We start from the raw sequence: 23,876 nt of genomic DNA, 5'->3' as shown, positions 1-23,876 counted from the left end.
TCACATCCAGCGGCAGTGCTCGTGACTCGGTCACGGGCACTGCCGCTCGACACTGGAAAGGGCACCCATGGGGCGGCTGCTCGACAAGTCGAAGAAGGTGGTGGAGGCGCAGCTCGCCGGAACCACCATCCGGGCGATACAGGGTTCGATGATCGCCTACGAGGGCAATGTCAGTTTCAAGTCGGCAGGTTTCGGTGGCGGTGACGGTGTGCTCGCCGGAATGAAGAGGCGCGCCACGGGCGAGGCGCTGTCGCTGATGGAATGCTCCGGCCACGGTGTCGTGTACCTCGCGGTGGGCGGTCAGTACGTTTCCGTCGTCGACCTGGCGAACGAGACCCTGCAGGTGGAATCACAGCAGCTGCTCGCCTTGAGCGGCAACCTGAACACCAACGTCACGTTCACCGGACTGCGGGGCGGGGTCGGCGGTCAGGGCCTGTTCACCACGACGGTCTCCGGCCAGGGCCAGGTGGCACTGCTGTCGGCGGGCGGGCCACTCATCCACCTCGAGGTGTCGCCGCAGTACCCGCTGGTGGTCGATCCCGACGCGTTCGTCTCGGCGCGCGGGCAGGTGACGCAGTCGTTCGTGACCGACGTGTCGTGGCGTAACGCCGTCGGCCAGGGCAACGGTGAGGCCTTCTCCCTCAAGTGGGACGGTCACGGCGTCGTCTCCATTCAACCGGCAGAGCGGTGAGCCCCATGGTCTTCTCGAAAGTGAACTCGAAGGTCGTCAAGGTCGACGTCGCCGCCGCCGGCGGTGTGGTGGCGCGCACGGGTGCGATGCTCTTCTACACGGGTCGGGTGCAGTTCTCGCCGCATCAGGTGCCGGGTTCCCAGTCGATGGCGGGCATGGGTGGATTCACCCGGATGGCCGGACGCATGATGCAGGGTGAGCACGAACGCACGATGCTCGCGCAGGGGCAGGGCGAGGTGCACTACGGTCACGCCGGGCTCGAGGTGCACGTCGTCGACATGTCGCAGGGCGGCGCGCTGTGCGTCGAGGCCTCCCGGCTGCTCGCTCACAATGCGGGACTGCAGAGTTCGGTGATCTCCGTGACGAGTCAGGGCGGTGGTGGCGGCGGACGCGGCATGCTCGGCGCCCTGCGCGGCGCGGCGGCAGGCGCCCTCTCCGGTACCGGAATGTTCACCACGCAGTTGTCCGGATACGGGTCGGCGGTCCTCCTCGCACACGGCGGCTTCATCGAACTCCCTGTCGGCGGCCCGAATCCGGTGTTCGTCGACCCCGACGCCTTCGTCGGCACGTACGGGAGCGTCCAGGTGGAACTGAAATCCGCCGTCGGCTGGCGTGAGGCCATGGGCCGCGGGGTCGGGGAAGCAATGCAATTGCAGTGCACGGGTCAGGGCATCGTCTACGTTCAGGCTTCGGAGGAGAAACTGTGACCGCCATCCACAATCCGTCGACTCTCGGCGCCAGCGACAACATTCCCGACAACATCTACGCATTCTGCATCGACCTCACCGCGCCCTGGTTCATCCGCAAGGGTGCGATGATCGCCTACTACGGGCAGATGCAGTTCCAGGCACTGACCCACGGATTGCACGGCGCCGCACTGCACATGGTCGCCAACCAGTTCTCCGCGCCGCTGTACATGGGCGATTACGCGGTGGCCGAAGGATTCGGGAAGTTGATCATCGGCGACCGCGGTTACGACATCAACTCGTACGACCTCGACGACGGCAACCTCACCATCCGGGCGTCGAATCTCCTTGCGTTCGAACCGGGTCTGGCCCTGAACCAGTCCATCGTGCCGGGGTTCCTGACGCTCATCGGGACCGGCAAGTTCCTGGCGTCGTCCAACGGCCCGGTGATGTTCGCCGAGCCGCCGCTGCGGATCGACCCCGAGGCGCTCGTCGGGTGGGCCGACTGCCCTTCCCCGAGCCACCATTACGACCAGGGGTGGATCAGCAACTTCCTCGCGGCGGGCGCCCATATGATGGGAATCAACTCCGGGGAGGAACGGCAGTTCGACTTCACCGGCGCCGGAACGGTTCTGATCCAGTCGAGCGAGAAGGTCCTCAGCGACACGCATGTCGTGCGCAGCATCGAGGGTCAGATCCACGGCATCACCCCGAGTGGTCTGCAACGGCTCAACGGCGTGATCGCCGCCAAACTTGCGGAGCAGCCTCGCTGACACCCAGAAGATTGACAGGCTGAGCGAAGAGTTGTGGCAGGGACGGGGAGCAATCTGATCTGTGTCAGGAAGTTCTGACACCGCATCCGATACGTTCCAGGAGGAACCGCATGAAGTCCGTCGTTACCAAGGCCGTCGCAACCGGTGGTATCGCCCTCGCAGCCCTCGGCATCGGAGCCGGCGTTGCCAGCGCCGACCCGGTGGGCCACAACCCCGCCCCCGCCCAGCAGCAGCAGGCACCGCAGCCTCAGGCGCAGCAGCAGCAGCAGCACGCTCCGCAGCAGCAGGCCCCCGCGCCGAGCCCGCACGGATTCTGGTTCTTCGGCACCTGGGTTCCCCTGCCCTGATCTGCGTTCCCCTCGCAGAGCGAAGGTGCCCTTCGACGCTCCCACGGCGCCGAAGGGCACCTTCGTATGTCTACCCGCGACGACTAGCGGGCGGGTCGCATACTCGGATTCGGGCCGAGCGTGATCGTCCGGGTTCTCGGCAGAAGTCCTATTTCCTTCCACCCCGCGGTCAGCGTGATCGTCCCCGACTCCGGGTAGTCGCTGATCCAGTAGTGCGGCGCGGAGTGATATTCGGACGCGTCCGCGGCGTCGGACTTCGACGTCGAATGCGGGTGGCGTGGATCGGCGACACCCTCCATGTCGTCGACCTGCACGTTCACCGCGAGATACGACCACCGTGCCGAGGGGTCGTCGGGATCGTCCAGCGGACGCGTCTCGTGCCGCGCGAGATCAGCGGATCTGCCTCTCGCCGTCAGCTCGACGCGCAGCAGCATGCCCGTCGGGTGCGCGACGACCTCCGCCAGTCGCAGGCTCAAGTCGCGGCTCGTCACGAGCTCCACCGGCCCGTGCACCACGATTCCCTCCGTGGCAGGCGGCGGTGCCGCCGGCCACCGTCTCCTGCGCATGACTCAATCGTCCCACCGGCTCCGACCGGCTGCCACAGCTACGTTTCGCACACTCAGGGCAACTGGGCCATGCCGTACACCTTCGACGCGCGGACCCGGAGTACCTGCCGGTGCTCGGAGACCATCGCACGGCGGAACTCTTCCCAGTCGTCGTGCTCTTTTCCGGACGCGAGCCGGAACACGTCGACGAGCTCGTCCGCCGCCGGATCGTGCGGATCGGCCGCGACCGCGCTCAGTTCCGCGTCTCCCTCCACGACCGCGTAGCTCCAGAAGTCGGTCGCGCTGACGTGCAGCGAGACCCGCGGGTCGCGGGCGGCGTTCCGGGTCTTGGCCCGATCCGCCGTCACCGACACCCTCGCGGTCTGCGTTGCGGGGTCCCAGGCATAGATCACGTTGGACAATTGCGGACGCCCGTCGCGTTTGATCGTCGCGAGGACCGCACGGTTGTGTGCGGCAACGAGGTCGAGAAGTGGGCGCCGGTCGTCATTCGCATCGAGGGTCATATCTCACCCAACCACGGTCACCGAGGCGGTGTTCCCGGCGACCCTCGGCGGACTCGTCCTGGCGATACAGGGCGCTCCTACCGACGAGTAGAGCGGACATGTCGCAAAATCATTGGCCGATAACGTGTTCCGGCTACTCACCGGTAGACGTTCTCGTGTGGGATCTGCGGTTCTTCTCGGGTACGCTCTCGTGATCCCGAGCCGGAAGGACCACACGTGAACGACTCATATCTCGTCATCGGCGAAACCACCGTGGCCCGACGGGTCTGTGCATCCCTCCGCGAAAGGGACTTCGACGTACGCCATCTCGTCGCCCCCGACGACGACGAACTCCGCCTGGCGATGGCGGACGAACCCTGCGGTATGGCCGTACTGGTGCGCGACGACGTCGTCGCGCTGCGCTACGCGCTGGCGGCCGCGCACATCTCGGCGTCGATCCCGTTGGTGGTGACGATCTTCGACCGCACGGTCGCGGACCAGCTGTCCCAGCTGCTTCCGCAGTGCGAGGTGACGTCACCCGCAGATCTCGCCGCACCGACGCTCGCCGGTCCGTGCCTGGAACCCGAACTCGTCGCGGCCAGGCACGCGGGCGAGCACATGCTGACGGTCCGCATGATCGACGGCCACCCCGAGGGCGCGCACGTCGACCTGCCCCGGCGGAACTGGTGGCGCACCGCGGCGACCGGCGCGACCGGACTGTTGCGGTCGCACGACATCGGCACGCGCATCCTGCTCGGTGGGCTCGCGGGACTCCTCGCGGTCCTGTTCGCCGACTGGCTGTGGCTGATGCTCGGCCAGCACGTGGCACCGCTCGACGCGTTCAACGAGGCGGTGCGAGTGGTGACCACCGTGGGACCGGGAACCGACACCCACGGCAGCCCCGCCTACGCGGTGTTCGCCTCGGTGGCGATGCTGTTCACCGTCGTCTTCACGGCCATGTTCACCGCCGGAATCATCGAGCGCCTGCTCGGCCCCCGCCTGGTCGGCCTGGTGGGCAGCCGCGTCCTGCCCCGCTCCGGCCACGTCATCGTGGTGGGCCTCGGCCAGGTCGGGCTCCGGCTGTGCCGGGAGCTACAGGCTCTCGGTGTCGCGGTGGTGGGCGTCGAACGCGACCCCCAGGCGAAGAACCTGCGGCTCGTGCGGTCGATGAACATCCCGACCGTCGTGGGGCACGGCGGCGACCGTGAACTCCTCGAGCGACTGGGCGTGGGCCGCGCCCTGGCGTTGGCAGCCGTCGGCTCCGACGACCTGGACAACATTGCGGTGTCCGTGGCCGCGCAGGCCTTGTCGCCCGGGCTGCGGCTGGTCCTGCGGGCCGGGGAGCAGGAGGCGATCGCCGAGACGCGGTCGTTGCTGCGGCTCGGCATCATCCGCGACGTCACCAGCCTGAGCGCCACGTACGTGGTGGCCAAGCTGATCGGCCTGCAACCGCAGGGGGTCGTGGCGGACGGCAGCCACCTCTACCTGGAGGTGCCGACGACGGAATCGTCCGAGCCCGTGTTCACCGAGCTGCCCGTGTCGCCGCGGATGAGCTGCCGGCACCTCGTCACCGCCTGACGACTAGCCGGTCACTGCCAGCGCGTCGATCTCGACGAGCATGACCTCGTGCGGGAGGTCGACGAACACCGTGGTTCGGCACGGCAGCTGTCCGCTCGGCACGTTCGCCGCGATGAACTCTCCGTACACGTCGTTCATCGCGGCGAAGTCGTCCCGGGTGGTGAGGTAGACGCGGAACATCAGCACGTCTTCCACGCTCGCGCCGCCGGCTTCGAGGATCGCCTTGACGTTCTCGAGGGTGCGACGGGTCTGCTCGCGCACGTCGCCCTCCGCGATGTACTTGTTGGTGACGGGGTCCATCGGACCCTGCCCCGACACCTGGAGCATGTTGCCCTTCTTGATGCCCTGGCTGAACGTGTGCGCGGGGGCGGGGGCGCCTTCGGTGCGGATGACGGTGGTGTCGGACATATCGATTCTCCTGTGTGTCGTTATTTTCCGGGTGGACGGGGGACGGTCAGGGCTGGGCGCGGTATCCGCAGTCGCGGGAGATCCGCGCCCCCACGGCCTGAAGGGGTTCGAGCAGGTCGAGGACGCGTTCGTAACTGAGCACGACGTCGGGCACCGAGACGGAGACGGCGGCGACGACGCGGCCGGACGCGCCACGGATGGGCACCCCGATGCAGTTGACGGACGGCTCGTTCTCCTCCTGATCGTGCGCCCAGCCCTGCTCCCGGACCGTGCGGATCTCGTCGAGGTAGCGTTCGGGCGTCGTGATCGTGTTGGCGGTGCGGGCGGAGAAGTCCATCGAGTCGACGATGGGCCGCAGTTCCGAGTCCGGCAGATCGGCGAGGATCACCTTCGCGACCGCGGTGGAATTGAGGTTGGCGCGCAGTCCGATTCGCGAGTACATCCTGATCTGGTCGTGCGATTCGAGTTTGTCGATGTACACCACGTCACCGCCCTCCATCGCCGCGAGGTGCGTGGTGCGCCCGTATTCGCGGTTGAACGCGACGAGGTGCGGCGACGCGATGCGCCGGACTTCCCGCTGATCGGTGGCCTGCGCGGCGAGTTCGAAGATGCGGGAACCGAGGTGGTACTGGTTGCTGTTGTCGCGGAACGTGAACCGCTCGTCGGACAGCGTTCGCAGCAGCCGGAGCACGGTGGTCTTGTGGACCCCGGTGGATTCGGCCAGCTGGTCGAGGTTGGCGGGACCGTTGCCGAGTTGCACCAGCAGGTGCAGGGCGCGGGAGACACTCTGACTCATCCGTTCACTCCATTTTCTCGGGGGAGAAACCGTCGGCGGTGACGCTCGTTGCCGCCCAGTCCGATTCGGAGCACTCGAGCAGCTCGTCCAGCAGTTCGGCGGGCGGCGGGGGCGCCGAGTCCGCTGCCACCGTCAGGGTGGCGGCGGCACCGATGTGCCCGCGTCGCAGGCACCGCGCCTGATCCTCGCCGCGCACCACCCCGCTGAGATATCCGGCGGCGAAGGCATCGCCCGCGCCGACGGGTTCGACGACGTCGACGCGGAGCGCGGGAACAGCCACACTGCGGCCGCTCCTGTCGACGGCCAGCGCCCGGTGCGCTCCGTCCTTGACGACGACCGTGGCCGGGGCGGGCAGGATGAGCCGCAACTCGTGCGGATCCGCGGTGCCGAGAACGCGCAGGGCCTCGTCGGCGCCGACGAGAACCAGATCGGCGAGATTCGCCAGTTCCACGACCATCCGCGGGTCGCCGTCCGGCCACAGTTGCTCACGCCAGTTGACGTCGAAGCTGACCACACCGGAGATTCCCGGCCGGTCGCGGAGCAGTCGCCGCATCAGCGCGAGGCACGAATCGGACAGGGCCGGTGTGATTCCGCTGCAGTGGACCACGGCGGCGCGGCCGAACAGGTCCGCAACCGCCGACGTGTCGAGGAATCCGGGATCCATGGCAGACGCCGCCGAACCCGCCCGGGAATACAGGCTGTCGGTTCGCGGCTCGCCATGCTCGTCGAGGGCGGTGGATTTCGAGTAGTGCCCGGTGGGCCTGGCGGGATCGACCTCGATCGCGCGGACGTCGACACCCCGCGCCTGCAGTTCGGTGCGGATGAGGGTGCCGAACTCGTCGTCGCCGAGCCGTCCGACCCAGGCGGCGGGAACGCCCAGCGCGGCGAGTCCGGCGGCGACGTTCGCCTCGGCGCCGGCCAGGTGGAGTGTCGAGTCCGGGGCCACCAGGACCATCGCCTCACCGAGGCACGCGACACCGGACTCGGGGGTGGGGATCGATTCCTGCACTTGTTACCTCTACGACTGCTCGGACCGGCACTGGAGTTGCGTTTCGAGAGCCCTCGCCCCGGCGATGCATGCCACACCGGACCGTTGACGATGACCCAGGCCAATGCTAGACATAGGAGACTCAAAAACGCAATCAACGTTGCATATAGCGCAACGTAGCACTTCACGGCCCTTCCCCCGATGAAGGCCTGCCCCACAGAACCCGAACGACAGGATCGACGATGACGATCAGCGGACCGGACACACTCGATGCCGGCGCCTTGGCGGAGCTCGACGCGCTGCGCTTGTCCGACGTGGACAAAGCCCTCCCCTCCACGGCGAACGGCCTCACCAAGACCGAGTTCCTCGGAACGCAGCCGAGGCTGTCCGCCTTCAGCACGCCCGTCATGGTCCTCGACGAGACGGCCATCGCCGGCAATCTCGACACGATGGCGGCCTGGTGCGAGGCGCACGGGGTCGACCTCGCTCCGCACGGGAAGACGACGATGTCTCCGGTGCTGTGGGACCGGCAGATCCGCAGCGGCGCGTGGGGCATCACGCTGGCGAACTTCGGTCAGCTCCGGGTGGCGGTGCGATTCGGCGCGCGCCGGGTGCAGATCGCGAACTCGCTCGTCGACCCGACCGCGCTGCGGTGGCTGGCCGAGCAGATGGACGCGAATCCGGAACTCGAAGTATTGATGTGGGCCGACTCCCCGCAGACGGTCGATGCGATGACCGCGGCGCTCGCGGACGTCACGGTGGTCCGTCCGCTGCCCGTGCTCGTCGAACTCGGCGGGGAGGGAGGACGCACCGGCGCACGCTCCGTGGCCGAGGCCGTGAAGGTGGCCGAACGTATCGGGGAGAGCCCCGCACTCCGGTTGGCCGGCGTCTCCGGTTACGAGGGAGCCCTCGCACACGATGCCTCCGAGGAGTCCCTCGCCCGGGTCCGCACATACCTCCGGTCGATGGCCGAACTGCATCGCCGGCTCGAGGTCGAGGGCCGCTATCCCGAGGGTCGCGACGTGTACGTGACCGCGGGCGGCAGCGCCTACTTCGACGTGGTCGCCGAGGTGCTCGCCGAACTTGCCGGTGGCAGAACCAAAGTGGTGGTCCGCGCCGGCGCATACATCATCCACGACGACGGCTTCTACACCGGGATCTCACCGTTCGGCCGCGGCGAAGACAGGAAGGCGCGTCGGCTCACGTCGGCGATGCACACGTGGGCCCGGGTGGTGTCCCGCCCCGAGCCGGGCCTCGCCCTGCTCGACGCCGGCAAGCGCGACGTCCCGTTCGACGAAGGACTCCCTACCGCGCAGGCCGTCGCCGGCCAACTCGGGGCGACGCCACGGCCCCTCGACGGCGCCGAAGTGACCGCCGTCAACGACCAGCACGCGTTCCTGCGGCTCGATCCCGCACGACCCGAACACGATCTGCGTGTCGGGGACGTCGTCCGGCTCGGTCTCTCCCACCCGTGCACCGCGTTCGACAAGTGGCGCTGGATTCCCGTCGTCGGTGACGACTCCGACGATCCCGTCGTCGTCGACCTGATCCGCACGTTCTTCTGATCCCCGGCCGAGGACTCACACCATGACCACTCTGATCCGTTCCGCCGCCGTCGTCGACGGTTCGGAGGCGCCGCGGTACCGCGCTGACGTGCTCGTCGACGGTGACCGGATCGCCGAGATCCGGCCCGAGGCAGATCACTCCGAGACCGGACACCCCCGCGCGGATCGTGTGATCGACGCCGACGGCCTGGTGCTCGCGCCCGGTTTCATCGACATGCACGCCCACTCGGATCTGCAGATCCTGCTGAACCCCGAGCACCCGTCGCGGATCACCCAGGGCGTCACCACCGAGGTGCTCGGGCAGGACGGGCTGTCCTACGCACCCGTCACCGACGACGTGCTCGCGGTGGTCCGGCGCAAGATCGCGGGGTGGAACACCGATCCCGAGGATTTCGACTTCTCCTGGCGGAGTGTGGGCGAATACCTCGACCGACTCGATCGCGGTATCGCCACCAACGTCGCGTATCTCGTCCCGCACGGGGTCGTGCGGGCGCTGGTGGTCGGCTGGGACGACCAGCCGGCGACACCGTCGGAGATCGAGGAAATGCAGCGGATCGTGGCGCAGTCCATGGCGGAGGGTGCCGTCGGGTTGTCCGCGGGGCTGACCTACACGCCGGGGATGTACGCGGACAACGAGGAGTTGCTGGCACTGTGCCGGACCGTCGCCGAGTACGGCGGCTACTTCTCCCCGCACCACCGGTCCTACGGCGCCGGCGCCATGGAGGCCTACGCCGAGATGGTCGACCTGACGTCGCGGGCCGGGTGCGCTCTGCATCTCGCCCACGCCACGCTGAACTTCGGACCCAACAAGGGCCGCGCCCCGGAACTGCTCGCCCTGCTCGACACGGCCGAATCCGCAGGCGCGGACATCAGCCTCGACACCTACCCCTACCTTCCCGGCGCCACCACGCTGTCGGCGATCCTGCCCAGCTGGGCGTCGGCGGGCAGCATGGAACAGACGCTCGATCGACTCCGGGATCCGGTTGCGCTCGAACGCATCCGGGAGCATCTCGAGGTCACCGGCTCCGACGGCTGCCACGGGGTGATCGCCGAGTGGCACACGCTCGAGATCAGCGGCGTGCAGAACACGGAACTCGACGACTACGTCGGGAAGACCGTCGCGGACATCGCCGCCGCCGAGAACCGCGACCCCTTCGACGTCTGCATCGACATCCTGATCCGCGACCAGCTCGGCAGCGGCATCCTGCAACACGTCGGCCACGAGGAGAACGTGCGCGCAATCATGCAGCACCCCCGGCACACCGGCGGCAGCGACGGACTGCTGGTCGGCGCGAAACCGCACCCGCGCGGGTGGGGAACGTTCGCACGCTACCTCGGGCACTACAGCCGCGACCTCGGCCTGATGTCCCTCGAGGAGTGCGTCGGTCACCTCAGCGGCCGAGCCGCGACCCGGTTGCGGCTCGTCGACCGCGGCTTCGTCCGCCGCGGCTACGCCGCCGACCTCGTGCTCTTCGATCCGGACACGGTCAGCGACACCGCGACCTACGCGCAGCCGCGCCAGGCGGCAGCCGGTATTTCCCACGTATTCGTCCGCGGCCGCCTCGCCCTCGAGGACGGCCGCCTCACCGGCGCGACCGCCGGAAGATCGTTGCGCCGCGAAGAAGGAGGAGCAGTTCGATGACCGAGATCGACATTCTGCGTGCCGACCGGGTACTGACGGTGGTGCGAGCGGAGACCATCCCCGACGCCGCGGACCTGTGCCACGCACTCGCCGAGGGTGGAATCCGGACGGTCGAGCTGACGTTCACCACGCCCGATGTGCTCCATCATCTCGGCCGCGCCGCCGACGCCGCAGCCGCGGCAGGCAGCATCCTCGGCGTCGGAACCGTGATGACCGGCGATCAGGCCGCCGCCGCGATCGACGCCGGCGCCCGGTTCCTCGTCACCCCCGGCATCCGTCCGGACGTCGCGAAAGTCGCGACGGGACGGTCGGTTCCCGTCTTCCTCGGCGCGTTCACCCCCACCGAGGTGGCCATGGCCGTCGACCTCGGCTCGGCCGCGGTCAAGATCTTCCCCGCCAAGCGGCTCGGCCCCGACTACCTGTCGGACCTGCACGGCCCGTATCCCGGCGTGGAACTCCTGCCGTCGGGTGGGATCAACGATTCCAACGCCCGCCAGTTCCTCGACGCCGGCGCGCTGGCCGTGTGCGCGGGCACCAGCGTCGTCCCACCGTCCAGCGTCGCGGCAGGCAACTGGACCGACATCACCGACCGCGCACGATCGTTCGTCGCCGCGCTCTCGAACTAGACCCACTCTCGCCCGACCCCACCCACCTCCCCTGGAGACGCAATGACGTCGTTCGTCGACTGGCTGCAGCACGACACAGCCGGACTACTCACTCTCGCAGCGGTATCCATCGCCGTGCTGTTGATCCTCATCATCAAGCTGAAGCTCGAACCGTTCATCGCGCTGATCGTCGTCGGTGTCGGCGTCGCGCTCATCGCGGGAGTGTCGGTGGTAGAACTGGTCGGCACACCGACGTCGGCGGCCGACTCGATCCTGGAGAAGGGGTTCGGCGGCATCCTGGGGCATATCACCCCGATCATCGGCCTGGGCACCGTCCTCGGCGCGATGATGGAACGCTCCGGGGGCGCCGACGTCCTGACCGAACGACTACTGAAGTTGTTCGGGCCCAAGGGCGCTCCGCTCGCGATGGGTGTCACCGGCCTCGTCCTCGGCATCCCGGTGTTCTTCGACATCGGTATCTTCATCCTCGCCCCGCTCGTGTACGTGGCGGCGAAGCGCGGCGGCAAGTCGCTGGTGATGTACGCGATGCCGATGCTCGCCGGTCTGTCCATGACGCACGCGTTCCTGCCGCCGCACCCGGGCCCCGTCGCCGCGGCCGGGCTGCTGCACGTCGACATGGGCTGGATCATCATCATGGGCCTCGCCTGCGGTATCCCCGCCTGGTTCGTCAGTGGCGTCGTCTGGGGTAGCTGGATCGGCAAGCGGGTGATCATCGAGGTCCCCGACGAATTCATCCCGGAGGAGAAGGAAGCCGACAAGAACCCGCCGCCGCTCTGGCTGATCTCGTTCATCATCCTCGTGCCGATGGTGCTGATCCTCGGTGCGACGGTCGGCAACGTGGTCCTCGAAGAGGGCTCGACGCTGCTGTCGGTCCTCATCTTCCTCGGCACGCCCACGATCGCGCTGACCATCGCCGTCCTGCTGGCGCTGTACCTGCTGGGGACCCGGCGCGGAATCACGGCGCAGGAGATCGGTGCGATGTCCGCGGCGGCGTTGAAGCCCGTCGGCATGATCCTGCTGGTCGTCGGTGCCGGTGCGTTCTTCGGCGCGGTGCTGCGGGCCACCGGAGTCGGGCAGGCCCTGGCAGACTCGATGGACGCACTCGGTCTCCCGGTCATCCTGTCCGCGTACCTGATCAGCTGCGCACTCCGCATCGCCCAGGGTTCGGCGACCGTCGCCATCGTCACCACCGCAGGCGTCATCGAGCCGTCGATCGCAGCCGGAAACTATTCGTCCCCGCAGATCGCCCTGATCGTGATCGCCGTGTCGGCCGGATCCATCATCGCCAGCCACGTCAACGACGGTGGATTCTGGATCGTGTCACGGTATTTCAACATGTCGGTGAAAGACACCCTGAAGACGTGGACGGTACTCGAAACCATCCTGTCGGTGGTGGGCTTCGCGATGGCCTCGCTGATCTGGGTGCTCGTCTAGCTCCCGGAGTCCGCATCGCGCAGCACCCGCGCCGCACCGGCGAACGTCCGCACCTGCCGGTCGTCCCAGACATGGGCAGGCACACCACCGCCCAGCAGCGTGCGGACGAGTGCGGGGTCGTCGCCGATCGGCACGTCGCTGCCCGCGATCACGATGTTGCCGTAGCGGCGGCCCTTGAGCATGGCGGGATCGGCGATGATCGTGGTGTGCGGGAACACGCTGCCGATGGTCGCCGCCTCCCGGCGCGCCAGGACGAGGTCGCGGGTGTCGCCGCAATTGACCGCATAGATCCCGCCGGGCGCCAGCACCCGTCGCACATGTCCGGTGAACTCCGTCGTCGTCAGCGGCGCCGGAGTCGTGTTCCCGGCGAACACGTCGCGCACGATCAGGTCGCGGCTGGACTCCGTCAGCGTCTCCGTGACCGCCCGCGCCTCACCCACCCGCAGTCGCAGCAACGGTGCCCGCGGGAGGTCGAACCATTCGCGGACCAACTCGGCGAGCTTGCCGTCGAGTTCGACCACCACCTGCCGGGCGTCCGGATACCGGGCGGCGAGATGCCGGGCAAGGGAGCAGGCGCCGCCACCGAGGTGCAGGGCCCGCACGCGCTGATCCGTCCCCCAGTGCGAAGCGACCAGTTCGGCGATCCACCGCATGTACTCGAAATCGAGGTGCGTCGGGTCCGACAGGTCGATGTGGGAACTCTCGACCCCGTTCACCTTCAGCACCCAGCCGTGCGGATTGAGGTGGTCTTCGGTGAGCTCGCACGTGCCCGTGTCGATCGGGTACACGCCGGCGACGGGACCCCCGTCGGTTGTCCGGGCAGCCTGACCGCCGCGCTGCCTGCCCATCGTCCGTCTTCCCTACTGCTCGCGCCGTCCGCTCGCGTCTGCTGCGAGAATCGTCATCCCACGATACCGGGACGAGACACGGGTGACCTACCGTGGTGACGCGCACGAGAAGGGAAGACGATGGAACCTCAGGAAGTCGACTTCGCGCACACCGAAGGCGCTGCGAAGCGACGTCGCGAGAAGGCGATGGGACTCGCGCGGTACGTGTGGGATCGCGGAATCAGCGGTCAGGAGCTCCTCGACCTCACCGACGGCACGCTGCGGAAACTCGCCCGCGCGGCCGGGTCGAACCCGCCGAGCACCATGGAGACGTGGCTGACCGTGGTCGAGTTGCTCGACCAGAAGTCGGCGTGGGCGGAGCGCCACCCCGACCATCCCGCCGCCACCCCGGCGCACCGCGACGAGAAGATCATGTGGGTGAAGCCGCCGATCGTCCCCTGGACCGACTGACCTGTGAGTACTTGTTAACCACGGGCGGTTAACAAGTACTCACGGGCGGAGCATGAGGATGCGGTCGTCGCCCTCCCCCGGATCGCCGCGCCCGTCACGGTTGCTGGTGCTGAACCACACGGCACCGTCCGGTGTCGCGACGACGGTGCGCAGTCGCCCGTACTCGCCTTCGAGCAGCGACTGCGGTTCGCCGAGCGAGCCGTCACCGGCCACGGGGATCCGCCACAGGCGTTCGCCGCGCAGCGCCGCGACCCACAGCGCGCCGTCCTGGAACGCGAGCCCGGACGGGGACGCCTCGCCGGTGGACCATTGGACCACCGGATCGACGAAGCCCGCGTCGCCCGACCGCCCCTCGACCTCCGGCCATCCGTAGTTGCCGCCGGGTTCGATGAGGTTCACCTCGTCCCAGGTGTTCGCCCCGAATTCGGTGGCCCACAGCCGGCCGGCGTCGTCCCACGCGAGGCCCTGCACGTTGCGGTGCCCGAGCGACCACACGGGTGATCCGGGGGTGGGGTTGTCGGGGGGGATCGACCCGTCGGGGTTGATCCGCAGGATCTTGCCGCCGAGTGAGGACGGGTCCTGGGCGCGTGGCCGGTCGCCGGCTTCACCGGTGGCGACGTACAGCTTGCCGTCCGGACCGAACGCGATCCGCCCGCCGTCGTGGATGGATCCGGCGGGGATGCCCGTCAGGATCGGGGCCGGCTCGCCGAGGCTGCGACCGTCGAAGCGCAGGGCGACCACCCGGTTGTCGTCGCCGGTGGTCAGGTACGCGTAGATCGTCTGGTCCGTTGCGTAGGCCGGTGAGACGGCCAGGCCCAGCAGTCCCGATTCGCCCCGCGCCGCCACACCGGGCACCTCGCCGATCACGGTCGTGTCGCCGTTCGCCTGCAGGTGCCGGATCGCGCCGCTGTCCCGTTCCGCGATCAGCGCCGTCCCGTCCGGCAGGAGCGCGATCCCCCACGGCACGTCGAGGTCGGCGGCGATCACCGTGGGCTCGGTGCCTGCCGGCACGGCGACGGAGGTGGTCGTCGACGGCTGCGCGGAACTCCCCTCGGACTGGCAAGCCGCACACGTGACGACCACCAGCAACGCCGTAGCCGAGAAAAGTCGCCGCCCCATGGGTGTCCTCCCGTCACGTGACCGCACCCTGTCCATCCTCCCCCAGGCGAGTGGCAAAGTATCCTCGACCACGCATCGCCACTCACGTGAGGAGGTGACGGCGGGTGATCCTTCCGCAGAAGATCGCGCAGGGGGTCCGGGGCCGCCTCCGTCGCCGACAACCCCGGCCGCCGCGCACCCGATCTCGCCGCAAGCCTCGGCCGCGAGACGGAGCCGTTCAAGCGGGACGTCCGGAAGCTGAAGAACCTGGGGCTGACGCACAGCCTCGACGTCGGGTACCGGATCTCGCCGCGCGGCGCCGCCTACCTCGCGGCAACACCCGACGGCCCCTGATCGGTCATTCGCCGCACTTACACTGTGCTCCATGGCCACTGCGGGCGATCTGAATCTGGAGCGGTACTTCGACCGGATCGGGTACGACGGCGACCGATCCGCGTCGACGGCGACGCTGAACGAGCTTGCCGCACATCACGCCCGCTCGATCCCGTTCGAGAACCTCGACCCGTTCCTCGGCACACCGAACCGGCTCGATCTACCGTCACTGCAACAGAAATTGGTCGAATCACGAAGAGGCGGTTACTGCTTCGAGCAGAATCTCCTGCTGCGGGTTGTCCTGCTCGAACTCGGATTCGACGTCACGCCGCTCGCCGCGCGGGTTCTGTGGGGATCTCCGATCGATGCGATCACTCCGCGCTCGCACATGCTGTTGCTCGTCGACGTCGCCGGCGAGCGGCGGCTCATCGACGTCGGGTTCGGCGGCATGACCCTCAACACCACGCTGCGCCTCGAACTGGACACCGTGCAGGACACTCCGCTGGAACCGTTCCGCCTGGTTGACATCGATGGCGACTACGCGATGCAGGCACTCGTCGGTGACGAGTGGCGGACCATCTACCGGTTCGACCTCACCAGGCAGTTCCCCGTCGACTACGAGGCCCCCAACTGGTACCTGTCGACCTGGCCCGGATCGCATTTCGTGACCGGACTGATGGCGGCGCGAGTCACGGAAGACCGCCGCTACGCCCTGGCCGGTACGCGCCTGACGGTGCACCACCTCGGCGGGACGTCCGAGCGGCGCGAACTGGCGACCGTCGACGAACTGCGAGGCAGTCTCGAAACGGATTTTCTCATCGACACGAGCGGACTACCCTCACTGGACGCGGCGTTCAGCCGACTCCGGCACGCCTAGCCGCCCGGTAACATGACGGCGTGTGCGAAACAGGTGGCTGCTGAGGTGGCCGAGCAGCCGGCGTCGGGGGAACGGTATTTCCTCGAGTCCCTGGACCGTGGCCTGAGCGTTCTCGAATGCTTCGACGAGCAGCACCGGGAACGCACGCTGAGTGAGGTGGCGCAGGCTGTCGGGATCACCCGGTCCACGGCGCGCCGTATTCTGCTCACCCTGGTGGACAAGGGTTTCCTGCGTCTCGACGGACGCAGCTTCTCGCTCACACCGCGGGTGCTGCGGTTCGGCTTCTCGTACCTCGCCGCGCTGCGACTGCCGCAGGTCGCCGAACCGCACATCGAGGCTCTCGCGAAGGAACTGGGCGAGACCATCTCCGTCACCATCCTCGACGGTCCCGACGTGGTGTACGTGGCACGGGTCCGCTCGCCGAGGATCATTCGTATTTCGATCACGGTGGGCATGCGGTTCCCCGCGTATGCGACGTCGACGGGGCGGGTTCTGCTGGCGGGACTTTCGGCCGACGCGCTCGACGACTACCTGAAGACCACCGAATTCCAGGCCTTCACACCGCACACGATCTCCGACGTCGACCAATTGCATGCCGAGGTCCGGAAGGTCGCCGAGGACGGCTGGTCGATGTCGGAGAACGAGCTCGAGATCGGCATTCGCGGCGCGGCCGTTCCCATCCGGGATCGGACGGGCGCCGTGGTCGCCGCCCTCAACTCCTCGCTGCAGGGCACCCAGTACACGCGGGACGACGTCGCGGTGTCGGTGGTGCCGAAACTCGTCGCGACCGCGGAGCGGATCGGTTCCGACCTGTCCCTCGGCTGATCGCTTACGCGGCGCGCCTGCTCTGCCGTTCGACGAGTTCCAGCACGTGCGCGTACATGCGCTCGAAATCCGGTGCGACACCGGTGAACAGCTGGAACGAGTCGGCCGCCTGGAAGACGTTCATGCCGGCTCCGCCGAGGGTGGGGGCACGCCGCCATGTTCAGTGCGCGTTCTCGAGCTTCGCGGGTGTGGCGGCGTCCGTCGTGTCGGCACTGGCATCGGGCTGCAGTCGCCACGCGATCAGGGCGCTGACGATGCAGCCGCCGGCGAGGTACACGGCCACGAGGTGCCAGGACCCGCCGCTGGCGGTGACGAGGGCGGCCGCGATGAACGGGGTGAAGCCGCCGCCGATCGCGCTGGCCACCTGGTACCCGACGCCCGCGCCGCTGTAGCGGTATTCGGCCCCGAACATTTCGGTGAACAGCGGCTGCTGCACGCTGACGACCATGTCGTGCGAGATGTTGACGAGGAGCACGGCGAGGATGACGGTGCCGATCATCGACCCGTTCTCGAGGAAGATGAAGAACGGGAACGCGCACACCGCGCCGATCAGGGCGCCGAGGATGTAGACCCGCCGCCGGCCGTGCCTGTCGGACAGCCACGCGAACAGCGGGATGGTGCCGATACCCACCGCACCGACGAGCAGGCCGACGTTGAGCATGAAGTTGCGTTCCATCCCCAGTTCGTGGGTGGAGTAGCTCAACGCGAACGTGGTCACGATGTACATGGAGAACAGTTCGGCGAAACGCAGACCGATGATCTGGAGGAATGCCTTCGGGTGGTTGCGCAGTGCCTCGACGAGCGGAATCCGCTTCTTGTCCTGCGCGGTCTGCTCCTCCTCGACCTTCTCGACCTTTCCGACGAACTCGGGGCTCTCCTGCACGCCGGCGCGGATCCACAGACCGATACCGACCAGGACGACGCTGGCGACGAACGGAACCCGCCACCCCCACTGGCTGAACGCGTCCTCGGTGGTCAGGTTGCTCATGAGCATGACGAATCCGGTGGCGAGGATGAGCCCCACCGAGTAACCGACCTGCACTCCGCTGCTGTAGAACGCCTTCTTCTTCGGCGGCGCGCTCTCGACGGCCATCAGCGCGGCTCCACCCCACTCGCCGCCGACGGCGAAGCCCTGGACGGCGCGGAGGGTGACGAGCAGGACCGGTGCCCACCAGCCGATCGACCCGAACGACGGCAGCAGCCCGATCAGGGCGGTGCTCGTGCCCATGATCAGCACGGTCAGGATCAGCATCCGCTTGCGTCCGATGCGGTCGCCGTAGTGGCCGAACACGACGCCGCCGAGCGGCCGGAACAGGAACCCGACGCCGAACGTCGCGAACGCGGCGAGCGTGCCGATCGCCGGGCTGACGTTCGGGAAGAACTCCGAGTTGAAGACCAGTGCCGCGACCAGCCCGTAGAGCAGGAAGTCGTACCAGTCGATGACCGCGCCGACGAAACTGCTCAGCGCTGCTCTTCGCGCCTGCTTCTCGGCTGCCGGGGTGAAGGCGTGATCGCTCATTCCGTTGTCCCGTCTACGTTGGTGCCAGACAACTCCGTTCGCATACCGAACGCATGTCCGCTGGCTGAATAATGTGACGGTAGCCATAGCGTTTCCGCGTTGTCAAGAAGACTCAGGTGCGTGGTACTGCCGTTTCGTCTATCTCGCCGGCCCGAAATTCACCGAATCGGCGGTTCCGGAGCCCCCGCCACTCGTACACACTTTTCCGAATCAGCGACGCACATCACACCCGGAGTAGCGCCGAAGGGATTTCTCCATGTCAGGAACCACCGATCCGCAGCTTCAGCACACGCTGAAGAAGCGGCACCTCTCGATGATCGCTATCGCGGGGGTGATCGGCGCAGGCCTCTTCGTGGGCTCCGGGGTCGCGATCCGCGAGACGGGCCCCGGCGTACTCGTGGCCTACGCGCTCGCAGGCATCGTCGTCATCCTCGTGATGCGCATGCTCGGCGAGATGTCGACCGCCAACCCCGAGACGGGATCGTTCTCGGCGTACGCCGACCGCGCGATCGGCCGCTGGGCCGGCTTCAGCATCGGCTGGCTCTACGCCTGGTTCTGGATCATCGTCCTCGGCATCGAGGCGACGGCCGGTGCCGTCATCATGAACCGCTGGATCCCCGACGTCCCGCAGTGGAGTTGGGCACTGATTCTGATGGTGTTGCTGACGCTGACGAACATCGCGTCCGTGAAGTCGTTCGGCGAGTTCGAGTTCTGGTTCGCGTCGATCAAGGTCGCGGCCATCGTCATCTTCCTGGTGCTCGGCGTCCTCGCGATCTGCGGAGCCCTGCCGGGAGTCGAAGCGCCCGGGCTCACCAACCTCACCGGCCACGGCGGGTTCTTCCCCAACGGGGCGGGTGCCGTGTTCGCGGCGGTCCTCGTGGTCGTGTTCTCGTTCTTCGGCGCCGAGATCGCCACCATCGCCGCCGGTGAATCCGCCAACCCCGTGGCGGCAGTGCGCAACGCCGTGCGTTCCGTCGTGTGGCGCATCCTCATCTTCTACATCGGCTCCATCGCCGTCGTCGTGACGCTGCTCCCCTGGGACGACGCCTCCGTCGCGCTGAGCCCGTACGTCGCCGTGATGGACTCGTTCGGCATCCCGGCGGCGGGCAACATCATGGACGTCGTCGTGCTCACGTCCGTGCTGTCCTGCCTGAACTCCGGCCTGTACACGGCGAGCCGCATGATCTTCTCGCTCTCCCGCCGCGGCGACGCCCCGGCCTCGTTGTCGAAGATCGGATCGTCGGGTGTTCCTCGCCAGGCCGTCCTCGTCTCGACGGTCGTGGGGTTCCTGACCGTGGGTCTGAACTACCTGTACCCGGACACCGTGTTCCTGTTCCTCGTCAACTCCTCGGGTGCGATTGCCCTGTTCGTGTGGCTGGCGATCTCGGTGTCGCAGCTGCGCATGCGGCGCAGCCTCGAGGCGGAGGGCAAGGATCTGTCGCTGAAGATGTGGCTGTTCCCGTACCTGACGTGGTGCACCATCGCCGCCATCATCGCGCTCTGCGTCGGCATGCTGGTGCTGCCGGAGACCAGGAGCCAGATGTACGTCTCGATGGGACTCGCCGTGGTCGTGGTCGGAATCGGGATCTACCGTCAGCACACTCGCGGGACCATCGACGAGACCCCGGATCCCTCGCCGTCCGGCGAAGAGGTCGACGCCCTCCGCCCCTGAGCTCGGATCCGCCGAACTGTTCGCATATCGAACAGTAGTGCGCTCTCGGAACTCGGCGTACAGTCCCGCCGAGGAACGGCCGGACCCACCGGCCCGAGAAAGGACCGAAGCTCATGAGGTGGGCGATTCTCGGCGCGAGCAACATCGCTGCCACCCGCGTGCTCCCCGCGTTGCGGGAGTGCGGGCAGAGCGCGGCCGTCGTGCTCAGCGGCGACGCGGCGCGCGCCGAGGACTACCGGCGTACCCACGACATCGAGTCCGCCACCGGTGACCTGCGCGACGCGGTGGGCGGGGACGTCCAGGCGGCCTACATCTCCTCGACCAACGACAAGCACTTCGACCACGCCATGGCCGCGATCGACGCGGGTCTGCACGTGCTGTGCGAGAAGCCGCTCTCCTTCGACGTCACTCAGGCGCAGAAGATGGTCGACGCGGCCGCGGCAGCGGGGGTGGTCTTCGCGACGAACCATCATCTCCGCACCCATCCCGTTCATCGTGCGGCGCGAAAGTTGCTGGCGGAGGGTGCGATCGGCGACCTCCTGTCGGTGCGCGTCAGCAACGCCATTCTGCTGCGCCAGGCCCTGCGTGGGTGGCGTCTCGACGGCGTCGGCGGCGGGGTCGTCCTCGACCTCGCGGTGCACGACATCGACACGCTCCGCTTCGTCACCGGGATGGAACCGACCACGGTGACGGCGGTGGGCGTGTGCCAGGGACTCAGCGAGGGTCCGGCGGACGCCGTGATGACCAGCGGCGTCCTCGGCACGTCCACCCTGTTCTCGCTCCACGACGCGTACACGGTCCCGGGCGCCGTGACCGGATTCGAAATCCACGGAACATCGGGAACTCTCGTCGCCACCGACTGCATGCGCCCCGATCCCACCGGAACGCTGCGGGTCGTCGCGGACGGTCAGGACACGACCGTCCCGCTCGAGATCGTCGACAACCTGTACGCACCGGGGATCCGGGCGTTCGTCGACGCTGTCCGCGGGGACGGTACGCCCGTGGCGACCGGACACGACGGACTGCGCTCGGTGACCGCGGCACTGGCCGTCCTGCAGTCGATCGACGAGGGCCGGGCGGTGCGCCTCTGAGGAGAGGCCGCTACATGATCAGCCCGCTGGGGCGACGCCGCAGCGGCGACTGTTCCTGCACGGGCATCGAATTCGGCGGGACGGGGTAGGGCGCACCGGCGTTGAGCGTCCCCGCGGCCACGTTCGGCCCGCACTGCGCGATCGCCGCCTGCAGGCGTGGCCCGGGGTCCGTCATCGCGGGAACGCCGGCGTTCGGTGCCGACGAGAAGTCGAACGCCGACGTCATGTCGCCGACGGCGCCGCGGCGCCACTCGGTGAGATTGGGGACGGGCACGCCGAACCGCTTCTCCAGCAACCGGAGCTGCGACGTGTGGTCGAACGTGTCGGACGCGACGAGGCCGCCGCGACTGTACGGCGAGATGATCAGCGACGGCACCCGGAATCCGAGGCCGATCGGTCCCGGATTGTTCTCGCTCTCCGACACGGTGTTCAACGGAACCGTCAGATATTCACCCGGGGTGCCCGGCGGCGGCGTGGGTGGAGTGACGTGGTCGAAGAAGCCGCCGTTCTCGTCGTAACTGATGATCAGCGCCGTCTTCTCCCAGATCGCCGGGTTCGACGTGAGGATGTCGAGCACCTCGACGATCCCGACCGCGCCCGCGGCCGGGGGCAGCGCCGGATGCTCGCACGTGAAGATGTTGGGCACGATCCAGGACACCGCGGGCAGGGTGCCGTTCGCGACGTCGGCCCGGAAGTCGTTCGGGTACGTCGGATCGAGACCGCGGCGAGCGAGTTCCGAATTCGGGTCGCTGTACTGCGTGAAGCAGCCGAGCATCCCGTCGAGCGCGACACTCGACACGGGGCCGAGGTCCTTGTTGGCGTACACCTTCCAGCTGACGCCCGCCTCCTGCAGGTTCTCCGGATAGGTGCGCCAGGAGTAGACGAACTTGGGGATCACCGTCGGCGTCTCGACCAGCGGCCCGCCGGCCAGCCCGTCCGGGTCGATCGTGCCCGTCATCCAGTACAGCCGGTTCGGGTCCGTCGGCCCGAGCACCGAGCAGAAGTAGTGGTCGCAGATCGTGAAGGCGTCGGCGAGGTCGTAGTGCACCGGGATGTCGGCGCGCGTGTAGTAGCCCATCGTCGCGGGACCGTTCAGCGGCCCCTCGTGCGCGATGTGCACCGGCATCCACCGGTCCATCGCGCCGCCGTTCCACGCGTCGTGCTGCGGACCCCACGAATGGGTGGGGTCGTTGATGCACTCGCCGTCGAGGTGCGTGCCCTGCGTGGTGTCGAGCCGGAACGGGTTGAGAAACCCGGTCGGGGTGGGCCCGGCACCCGGCGTCCAGCCGTACTGCTGCCACGCCGGTGACGGGTCGTCGAAGCCGCGCACCCCCGACAGCGTGCCGTAGTAGTGGTCGAACGAGCGGTTCTCCTGCATGAGGTAGACGAAGTGCTCGATGTCGTTCAGCGACCCGCTACCGCCCGGGTCCTGCGCGTAGGCGCGGTCGATCACCGGGCCCGCCCACGAGCTGAGGAAGGCGGCGCCACCGGCCGCCGCGGCGGAGGCGAGGAACTTGCGTCGTGAGATGTCCGATGCCGGGGTCACGGATCGTGACGGTAGTCGCTGCGGACGCCGCCCGCCCGGCGAATGCGCAGGTTGCTCTACTGCGGGCCGACGGGCACGTCACCTTCCAGCGTGATGCGGTGCATGACGCGGTGCTGGGTTCCGTAGTCGCGGTTGGCGTAGTGCGCGGTGCTGCGGTTGTCCCACAACACGAGGTCGCCGAGGCGCCAGCGGTGCCGCACGATGTGCTCGGGTTTGGTCAGGTGCGCGTAGAGGAAGTCGAGGATTCCCCGGCTCTCCGCCTCGGACACTCCGGCGATGTGGGAAGTGAAGCCCGGGTTCACGAAGATTCCCTTGCGTCCCGTCTCCGGGTGAACCCGCACGACGGGATGCTCGACGGGCACGAGCGCGGTGACTTCCTCACCGTCCCAGACGTTTCCCTTGCCGCCACGCTTCTGCGCGAGGTAGTACCCGAACTCGCGGTTGCCGTCGTGCACCGCGGTCAGCTGATCGATCATCTGCCGGACCGGCAGCGACAGCGACTCGTACGCGAGTTGGCTGTCGGCCCAGTTGGTGTCGCCGCCGTGCGGCGGGAGGACGACGGGACGGAGGATCGACCCCAGCGGCGGCCGCTTCATGAACGTCACGTCCGTGTGCCACACGTCGGCGAAACCGTTGTCCTGGCTGTCGAGCGCGTACACCTCCTGCGCGACGTCGCCGCTGTCGTGGACGGGATGCCCCGCGGTCAGCCGGCCGAGACGGCGACCGAACTCGATGTGGCTCGCGTCGCCCAGTGACTGACCGCGCAGAACCAGCACCTTGTGTTCGGTCAACGCCGAACGGATCGCGGCCACCTCGTCGTCGGTGGCGGACGCGACGTCCAGGCCGATGATCTCGGCGCCGAAGTGGGGGCCGAACTTGTCGAGGGTCAGCGACGGTGTTCTGGTTTCGAATGCAGTGCTCATGATGTCTTTCCGCGAAGGTGATGGTGCCTGGAGACGGGCGTACCGGCCCGGACCTGCGAACGCGGAGAATGCGTGAGGAATGACCGGATGCCGGAGGCTACCGAGGAGTGGA

General features: G+C 68.0%; 25 protein-coding genes. 14 read left to right on the top strand and 11 right to left on the bottom strand.

The genetic code is table 11. The features are described from left to right. Window positions 1-67: 67 nt before the first annotated feature. The 4 genes from JVH1_RS24915 to JVH1_RS24900 all read left to right on the top strand — a co-directional run bounded on the left by JVH1_RS24915 (window position 68) and on the right by JVH1_RS24900 (window position 2,497). Window positions 68-691 carry an AIM24 family protein gene (locus tag JVH1_RS24915; RefSeq protein ID WP_009475139.1) on the top strand — a complete coding sequence of 208 codons (624 nt, stop codon included), beginning with the start codon at window positions 68-70 and terminating at the stop codon, window positions 689-691. A 5-nt stretch (window positions 692-696) separates the two neighbouring features. Further along, the gene (locus tag JVH1_RS24910) at window positions 697-1,398 is read left to right on the top strand and encodes an AIM24 family protein (protein ID WP_009475140.1); all 702 of its coding nucleotides are present in this window, start codon (window positions 697-699) and stop codon (window positions 1,396-1,398) included. Continuing rightward, window positions 1,395-2,150 (top strand): AIM24 family protein, encoded by a 756-nt coding sequence (locus JVH1_RS24905; protein ID WP_009475141.1) that lies wholly within the window; start codon window positions 1,395-1,397, stop codon window positions 2,148-2,150. Before JVH1_RS24910 ends, JVH1_RS24905 begins: the two co-directional genes overlap by 4 nt. A gap of 110 nt (window positions 2,151-2,260) precedes the next feature. Beyond that, entirely contained in the window at window positions 2,261-2,497 is a 237-nt protein-coding gene (locus JVH1_RS24900) for a hypothetical protein (RefSeq protein ID WP_009475142.1), read from the top strand. An 83-nt stretch (window positions 2,498-2,580) separates the two neighbouring features. On the opposite strand, the gene JVH1_RS24895 is transcribed toward JVH1_RS24900, so the two are convergent. Then, a complete protein-coding gene (locus tag JVH1_RS24895) occupies window positions 2,581-3,063 on the bottom strand; it encodes a hypothetical protein (protein ID WP_016882582.1) in 483 nt (160 codons plus the stop codon). Window positions 3,064-3,116: 53 nt separating this feature from the next. Next, on the bottom strand, window positions 3,117-3,566 hold the full coding sequence (locus JVH1_RS24890) for a PPOX class F420-dependent oxidoreductase (RefSeq protein ID WP_009475144.1): 450 nt from the start codon (window positions 3,564-3,566) through the stop codon (window positions 3,117-3,119). A gap of 216 nt (window positions 3,567-3,782) precedes the next feature. On the opposite strand from JVH1_RS24890, the gene JVH1_RS24885 reads away from it, so the two are divergent. Continuing rightward, complete coding sequence (locus tag JVH1_RS24885) at window positions 3,783-5,123, top strand: TrkA family potassium uptake protein (RefSeq protein ID WP_009475146.1); 1,341 nt, start codon at window positions 3,783-3,785, stop codon at window positions 5,121-5,123. A gap of 3 nt (window positions 5,124-5,126) precedes the next feature. Here JVH1_RS24885 and JVH1_RS24880 read toward each other — a convergent pair whose 3' ends face one another. Genes JVH1_RS24880 through JVH1_RS24870 form a run of 3 tightly spaced genes read right to left on the bottom strand, consistent with a single transcriptional unit; the run spans window position 5,127 to window position 7,336 of the window. Continuing rightward, window positions 5,127-5,531 carry a RidA family protein gene (locus JVH1_RS24880; RefSeq protein ID WP_009475147.1) on the bottom strand — a complete coding sequence of 135 codons (405 nt, stop codon included), beginning with the start codon at window positions 5,529-5,531 and terminating at the stop codon, window positions 5,127-5,129. Window positions 5,532-5,577: 46 nt separating this feature from the next. Continuing rightward, on the bottom strand, window positions 5,578-6,327 hold the full coding sequence (locus tag JVH1_RS24875) for an IclR family transcriptional regulator (RefSeq protein ID WP_009475148.1): 750 nt from the start codon (window positions 6,325-6,327) through the stop codon (window positions 5,578-5,580). Window positions 6,328-6,331: 4 nt separating this feature from the next. Next, a complete protein-coding gene (locus tag JVH1_RS24870; RefSeq protein WP_009475149.1) occupies window positions 6,332-7,336 on the bottom strand; it encodes a sugar kinase in 1,005 nt (334 codons plus the stop codon). Between the two features lie 221 nt (window positions 7,337-7,557). On the opposite strand from JVH1_RS24870, the gene JVH1_RS24865 reads away from it, so the two are divergent. Genes JVH1_RS24865 through JVH1_RS24850 form a run of 4 tightly spaced genes read left to right on the top strand, consistent with a single transcriptional unit; the run spans window position 7,558 to window position 12,582 of the window. After that, window positions 7,558-8,880 (top strand): amino acid deaminase, encoded by a 1,323-nt coding sequence (locus JVH1_RS24865; RefSeq protein ID WP_009475150.1) that lies wholly within the window; start codon window positions 7,558-7,560, stop codon window positions 8,878-8,880. Window positions 8,881-8,902: 22 nt separating this feature from the next. Next, the gene (locus JVH1_RS24860; RefSeq protein WP_009475151.1) at window positions 8,903-10,522 is read left to right on the top strand and encodes an amidohydrolase family protein; all 1,620 of its coding nucleotides are present in this window, start codon (window positions 8,903-8,905) and stop codon (window positions 10,520-10,522) included. Next, window positions 10,519-11,148: a bifunctional 4-hydroxy-2-oxoglutarate aldolase/2-dehydro-3-deoxy-phosphogluconate aldolase gene (locus JVH1_RS24855; RefSeq protein WP_009475152.1), complete on the top strand. Its 630-nt coding sequence runs from the start codon at window positions 10,519-10,521 to the stop codon at window positions 11,146-11,148. Before JVH1_RS24860 ends, JVH1_RS24855 begins: the two co-directional genes overlap by 4 nt. Window positions 11,149-11,190: 42 nt before the next feature. Then, window positions 11,191-12,582, top strand: a complete 1,392-nt coding sequence (locus tag JVH1_RS24850) for a GntP family permease (protein ID WP_009475153.1) — start codon at window positions 11,191-11,193, stop codon at window positions 12,580-12,582. On the opposite strand, the gene JVH1_RS24845 is transcribed toward JVH1_RS24850, so the two are convergent. Beyond that, window positions 12,579-13,430 carry a spermidine synthase gene (locus tag JVH1_RS24845; RefSeq protein WP_009475154.1) on the bottom strand — a complete coding sequence of 284 codons (852 nt, stop codon included), beginning with the start codon at window positions 13,428-13,430 and terminating at the stop codon, window positions 12,579-12,581. The genes JVH1_RS24850 and JVH1_RS24845 overlap by 4 nt on opposite strands. 120 nt (window positions 13,431-13,550) lie before the next feature. Between JVH1_RS24845 and JVH1_RS24840 the strand changes: the two genes are divergently transcribed. Then, a complete protein-coding gene (locus JVH1_RS24840) occupies window positions 13,551-13,880 on the top strand; it encodes a hypothetical protein (protein ID WP_005251221.1) in 330 nt (109 codons plus the stop codon). 39 nt (window positions 13,881-13,919) lie between these two features. Here JVH1_RS24840 and JVH1_RS24835 read toward each other — a convergent pair whose 3' ends face one another. Next, window positions 13,920-14,999: a sorbosone dehydrogenase family protein gene (locus tag JVH1_RS24835; protein ID WP_009475155.1), complete on the bottom strand. Its 1,080-nt coding sequence runs from the start codon at window positions 14,997-14,999 to the stop codon at window positions 13,920-13,922. Between the two features lie 364 nt (window positions 15,000-15,363). Here JVH1_RS24835 and JVH1_RS24830 point away from each other — a divergent pair, with 364 nt between their 5' ends. Both JVH1_RS24830 and JVH1_RS24825 read left to right on the top strand, forming a co-directional pair. After that, window positions 15,364-16,188 (top strand): arylamine N-acetyltransferase, encoded by an 825-nt coding sequence (locus tag JVH1_RS24830; RefSeq protein WP_009475156.1) that lies wholly within the window; start codon window positions 15,364-15,366, stop codon window positions 16,186-16,188. Between the two features lie 45 nt (window positions 16,189-16,233). Further along, window positions 16,234-17,013 (top strand): IclR family transcriptional regulator C-terminal domain-containing protein, encoded by a 780-nt coding sequence (locus JVH1_RS24825; RefSeq protein ID WP_009475157.1) that lies wholly within the window; start codon window positions 16,234-16,236, stop codon window positions 17,011-17,013. Between the two features lie 4 nt (window positions 17,014-17,017). On the opposite strand, the gene JVH1_RS24820 is transcribed toward JVH1_RS24825, so the two are convergent. Continuing rightward, entirely contained in the window at window positions 17,018-17,137 is a 120-nt protein-coding gene (locus JVH1_RS24820; RefSeq protein WP_009475158.1) for a hypothetical protein, read from the bottom strand. A 36-nt stretch (window positions 17,138-17,173) separates the two neighbouring features. Beyond that, window positions 17,174-18,532: a shikimate transporter gene (gene shiA / locus JVH1_RS24815; protein ID WP_009475159.1), complete on the bottom strand. Its 1,359-nt coding sequence runs from the start codon at window positions 18,530-18,532 to the stop codon at window positions 17,174-17,176. 256 nt (window positions 18,533-18,788) lie between these two features. Here shiA and JVH1_RS24810 point away from each other — a divergent pair, with 256 nt between their 5' ends. Then, a complete protein-coding gene (locus tag JVH1_RS24810) occupies window positions 18,789-20,204 on the top strand; it encodes an amino acid permease (RefSeq protein ID WP_009475160.1) in 1,416 nt (471 codons plus the stop codon). Between the two features lie 113 nt (window positions 20,205-20,317). Continuing rightward, window positions 20,318-21,295 carry a Gfo/Idh/MocA family protein gene (locus JVH1_RS24805; protein ID WP_009475161.1) on the top strand — a complete coding sequence of 326 codons (978 nt, stop codon included), beginning with the start codon at window positions 20,318-20,320 and terminating at the stop codon, window positions 21,293-21,295. 10 nt (window positions 21,296-21,305) lie between these two features. Here JVH1_RS24805 and JVH1_RS24800 read toward each other — a convergent pair whose 3' ends face one another. Together JVH1_RS24800 and JVH1_RS24795 are read right to left on the bottom strand one after the other, a co-directional pair. Beyond that, window positions 21,306-22,841, bottom strand: a complete 1,536-nt coding sequence (locus JVH1_RS24800) for a phospholipase C (RefSeq protein ID WP_009475162.1) — start codon at window positions 22,839-22,841, stop codon at window positions 21,306-21,308. Between the two features lie 56 nt (window positions 22,842-22,897). Beyond that, on the bottom strand, window positions 22,898-23,764 hold the full coding sequence (locus JVH1_RS24795) for a TauD/TfdA family dioxygenase (RefSeq protein ID WP_009475163.1): 867 nt from the start codon (window positions 23,762-23,764) through the stop codon (window positions 22,898-22,900). Window positions 23,765-23,876: the final 112 nt, after the last annotated feature.

Source organism: Rhodococcus sp. JVH1 (assembly GCF_000280725.2).
Taxonomy (GTDB): domain Bacteria; phylum Actinomycetota; class Actinomycetes; order Mycobacteriales; family Mycobacteriaceae; genus Rhodococcus_F; species Rhodococcus_F jostii_A.
Note: the sequence above shows the minus strand (reverse complement) of the source record. Positions and strands in the feature narration are given on the sequence as shown.